General features: G+C 40.3%; 3 protein-coding genes, 2 tRNA genes and 1 rRNA gene. 2 read left to right on the top strand and 4 right to left on the bottom strand.

Translation table 11 applies throughout. The features are described 5' to 3' along the window. Positions 1-106: 106 nt before the first annotated feature. Both istA and istB read left to right on the top strand, forming a co-directional pair. Positions 107-1330: an IS21 family transposase gene (istA, locus tag EKM76_RS12930; RefSeq protein ID WP_125550977.1), complete on the top strand. Its 1224-nt coding sequence runs from the start codon at positions 107-109 to the stop codon at positions 1328-1330. A gap of 1 nt (position 1331) precedes the next feature. Next, positions 1332-2078, top strand: coding sequence for an IS21-like element helper ATPase IstB (gene istB, locus EKM76_RS12925; protein ID WP_010012133.1), 747 nt, complete (start codon positions 1332-1334; stop codon positions 2076-2078). A gap of 970 nt (positions 2079-3048) precedes the next feature. Here istB and EKM76_RS12920 read toward each other — a convergent pair. The 4 genes from EKM76_RS12920 to rrf form a co-directional block, all read right to left on the bottom strand. Continuing rightward, positions 3049-3121: transfer RNA gene (locus EKM76_RS12920), tRNA-Thr, on the bottom strand. 9 nt (positions 3122-3130) lie between these two features. Then, positions 3131-3202 (bottom strand) — tRNA-Glu (locus EKM76_RS12915). A gap of 179 nt (positions 3203-3381) precedes the next feature. Beyond that, positions 3382-3651 (bottom strand): helix-turn-helix domain-containing protein, encoded by a 270-nt coding sequence (locus EKM76_RS12910; RefSeq protein ID WP_404802990.1) that lies wholly within the window; start codon positions 3649-3651, stop codon positions 3382-3384. A 305-nt stretch (positions 3652-3956) separates the two neighbouring features. Further along, positions 3957-4073: ribosomal RNA gene (gene rrf / locus EKM76_RS12905) — 5S ribosomal RNA — on the bottom strand. Positions 4074-4089 lie beyond the last annotated feature (16 nt).

Genomic DNA, 4089 nt, shown 5'->3' with positions numbered 1-4089 from the left:
TGTAAACGGCGGTTATAAAATGTAGGAAAAGGGCGGCGAGATCGTTGTCGGTTTTCCTACATTTTTTGATACCATTAATCACATCTTAATCGAGGAGGTTAACGATGTGAGACACGACATTAGAGAAGGAGTGAAACGTTACGTGGATAATGATATCAAACCAAATTACGCCGCTTTAAGCCGACAATATGACGTTGACTACCGCACTGCTAAGAAGGCTTATCAAGAAGTTAAGGGTGGTGACCCTAAGCCGAAGAAGACGACAAAGCAACGACCTAGCCTACTTGATTCTTACCGTGATGTTATCAAGGCTAAACTTGAACTAAACTGTTCGGCTATGGCGATTTTCAAGTTCATTCAAAAGAAAGGTTTTCAGGGTCAATATACGATCGTTAAAACCTACTGTGCTACTATCCGTAAGGAACGGACGCACAAAGCAACGATTCGAGTTGAACATACTGCTGGTCTGTCAGCTCAAGTTGATTGGAAAGAGGAGATGACGCTTTACAACAAGGAAGGTAAACCCTATCGTTTCAATATTTTTCTATATGTCTTACCTTACTCAAAATTAAAATTTTTGACTTTGATTTTCGAACGTAGCCAAGATACTTTGTTTAACTGTCTTAATGATGCCTTTTGGCACACCGGCGGCGTACCGACCGAGATCTGGTTTGATAATATGAAACAAGTCGTTGACCATTCCAAATCAAATTTTGGTCACCCAGTTTTCAATGAACGTTTTCGTCAGTTTAGCCAAGATGCCGGATACAAGCCAATTGCTTGTCGTGCTTTTAGACCACAAACCAAGGGCTGTGTTGAGGCTTTAGCACGGACAGTTGAGCGTTTACGTCCTTACAACTATGAGTTCTGCGACGGTGTTGAATTGATCAATTTGGTCGATGATCTATGTGATGAGCTTAATCATGAGGTCTCACAGGCAATCAATGATATCCCGCAAGATAAGTGGTTAGCCGAAGAAAAAGAGTATCTACACCAACTACCAGATGACCTACTCAACCCCTACTTCGAAGAAGACATTACCCGTGTCGTGTCGAAGGAATCAATGGTTATCTTTCGCAAATGCAAATACTCCGTGGATCCACAGTATATCGGACGGACAGTCAATATTGAACTGTCTAATGATGAACATCACATCCAAATTTATTATAACGGAGAATTGATTCGCGCGCACGATATTACAACCCAGCAATTTAATTACAACGAGGATGACCAGATCAATATTCTTGGTTCAGATCTACTTAAGGGACGTAGTGAGACGGACATCAAAGCTTATATTGCGGCCCATATGAGTGCCTATGACGAGGTGTAACATGCGACAAACAACAACTAAATTCCAAGCGTTACTCAATAATCTCGATGTTCTAGGATTAAGTAAGATGCACGCCTATTTGCCGGAATATATTGATCAGATCAACGGGCAACAGCTTTCATTTACCGATGCCATGCTTGAGCTGACGAACACTGAATTGGCCTGGACACAAAGCCAACAAATAGCACGAATCATCAAACGGGCCCGTTTTCCTCAGGCGAAGGCCCTGAGCGCCTTTGATTTTAATTTTCAACCCAGTATTAATAAGCAAGAAATCTTAGGCTTTCAGGACTTAGCCTTTCTCGAACAACACAAGAATCTGATTTTCATTGGTAGTCCTGGTGTGGGGAAAACGCATCTAGCGATTGGTATCGGTATTGAGGCTTGTCATCAGGGTAAACGAGCTTTTTTTATCAACTGTCATGAACTATTGGCGCATTTACGGGCAGCTGATGCTAAAGGGACGTTAGACCGTAACATTAGTCGTTATGCCCGCTATGAGCTATTGATCATTGATGAGATCGGTTATTTACCGATCAATCATGATGAAGCCAATCTTTTGTTTCAATTGATCAATGCACGGTATGAGCGGCATTCAACCATTATTACAAGTAATAGCGACCTCTCAAACTGGGTCGAAACTTTTCAAAATCCGACTGTTACTGCCGCTATTCTAGATCGGTTGGTTCATCATGCCTACGTAATTAAAATCACCGGTAAATCTTATCGAATTAAGGGAGCCGATTGACCGCCACAAACCTACATTTTTTAACCGCCATAAACCTACATTTTTACGCCGCCCTTGACAAATAGCCCCATTTAGCGTGTAAATCGTACTTGTCAGGGAACGTATATAACCATTTTTAAATAAACAAAAACCCACAATTTTAATTTAGTGATAACCTTACAAAACTCAACCAGGATCGCTTTTACAAGTTTTCCAAGGTAAAGAGAAAGTGAATTTGATCTATTTTACCAAAAAAGCCAACTAAAATAAGTTTTTACCGGTTATACGGATAGCCGAAAGATATAATTGTAATGGGAGTGATAAGTTTAAGAACCTCACAAAACCATACAACTCAAAATAGATGCTTAGAAACACTGATATTGGCTAAGATGTTAGCGCTCGCTAACGTTATGATTGCTTGCATTCTATGTTGTTTCTGGTAATATAAGTGACTGCTATTAGTGGTAGCAGTCGCTCAGCGTGAGTATAGCACGTGCTAGTGTGGGCTAACCCTTTTTGCGGTTAGCTTTTTTTATTATCTCAAAGGCTTTGGCAAAGTTAATCGCCACGCTTGAAAGAATAAAAATCGCCACGGCGTAAACCGTTTTGATCATCCTAGTCCGGCAACCAAATGGCACATAAAGCCATCACCACCGTTTTATATAGTATTGGTGGGATAGTGTGACTTTTACGAGCTGCTCACTAAGTCGCAATAGGGTAGCTACTCCCTAAAAATTGACCATGATGTAAGTATATAGGGCGTTATCACTTATGGCAATATCGTTTAAATACTGTTCGTATTCTATTGCGCAAAAATAGCCGTCACCCATAAGCGTAACAACTTTCCCACCCACAGCTTTATTTGATTTTTTGAACATACTTTACTTTTAGTTATTTAAAATAAAACAAAAAGCCGATAATCAATATTCATTGATTTATCAGCCTTTACAGGGGTTAAATGAATGATTTAAAATCACTCAAAACCTAGATATGCCGTCTGCAGGAGTCGAACCTGTGACCCTCGGTTTACGATACCGATGCTCTACCAACTGAGCTAAGACGGCATTAATACATGACCCGTACGAGATTTGAACTCATGTTACCGCCGTGAAAGGGCGGTGTCTTAACCACTTGACCAACGGGCCATACTGTAACAACACTAATAATTATACAGGATTCTATGCATTTGTAAAGTCATTTAGAATTAAAAATATCTCATTAAAATTTTTCATAGCGTCGCTTCAATCCAGCTGATCAGTTTGGTTCTAAAATCAAAACTTACTATTAATTAAGAACTATCGCAGAAATTATTAGCTAACCGAATTTAGTGAAACGTTCGTGTAATAGCTGGAATAAACCAGGTCAACCAGCCACCAATTGCAAATATAAGCCACCAGTAATGCGTTAGGAACTCCCAACCGTTCATTTTAACACTTGTACTAGTTGCCGGTTCTCTCACATTATCAGTAGTTGGCCGTTTTCCTAATACTAATTCATCCAGATCGACTGCCAAGAATTTAGCTAGTTGCACTAAATTAGTCATATCTGGCGTTGCTTCACCACTCTCCCAGCGCGACACTGCCTGCCGCGAAATAAATAGCTGCTGGGCAATTGCGTCTTGGGATAAACCCTTTTCCTTCCTGAAATGTTTCAGTTATTGAGCAAATATGATATTAGCCATTCCAATCACTCCTACTTTTCATTTAATTCTATTATGCCGAAAACACGAGAAACTTACTAGTACAGAAGTATGACATTCACGCAACTAGTAGTTGCATCCTTGTCCAACCGGTATTTATGGATAATAATCGGCAACATATGATCAGTAACTCAAACTTTAAAATCTTAAGACACAAAAAAAGCAGTCAAGTCACAATGACTTGACTGCTTCTATAAAGTGCGTGGCAACGTCCTACCCTCGCAGGGAGTGCTCTCCCAACTACTATCGGCGCTAAGAAGCTTAACTACTGTGTTCGACATGGGAACAGGTGTATCCTTCTTGCTATCGCCACCACACCACTTTCTGAGAACG

It is taken from the genome of Loigolactobacillus zhaoyuanensis, assembly GCF_003946385.1.
In the GTDB taxonomy this organism is placed as follows: Bacteria; Bacillota; Bacilli; order Lactobacillales; family Lactobacillaceae; genus Loigolactobacillus; species Loigolactobacillus zhaoyuanensis.
The sequence above is the reverse complement of the archived record's forward strand: the minus strand, read 5'-3'. Positions and strand labels throughout refer to the sequence as shown.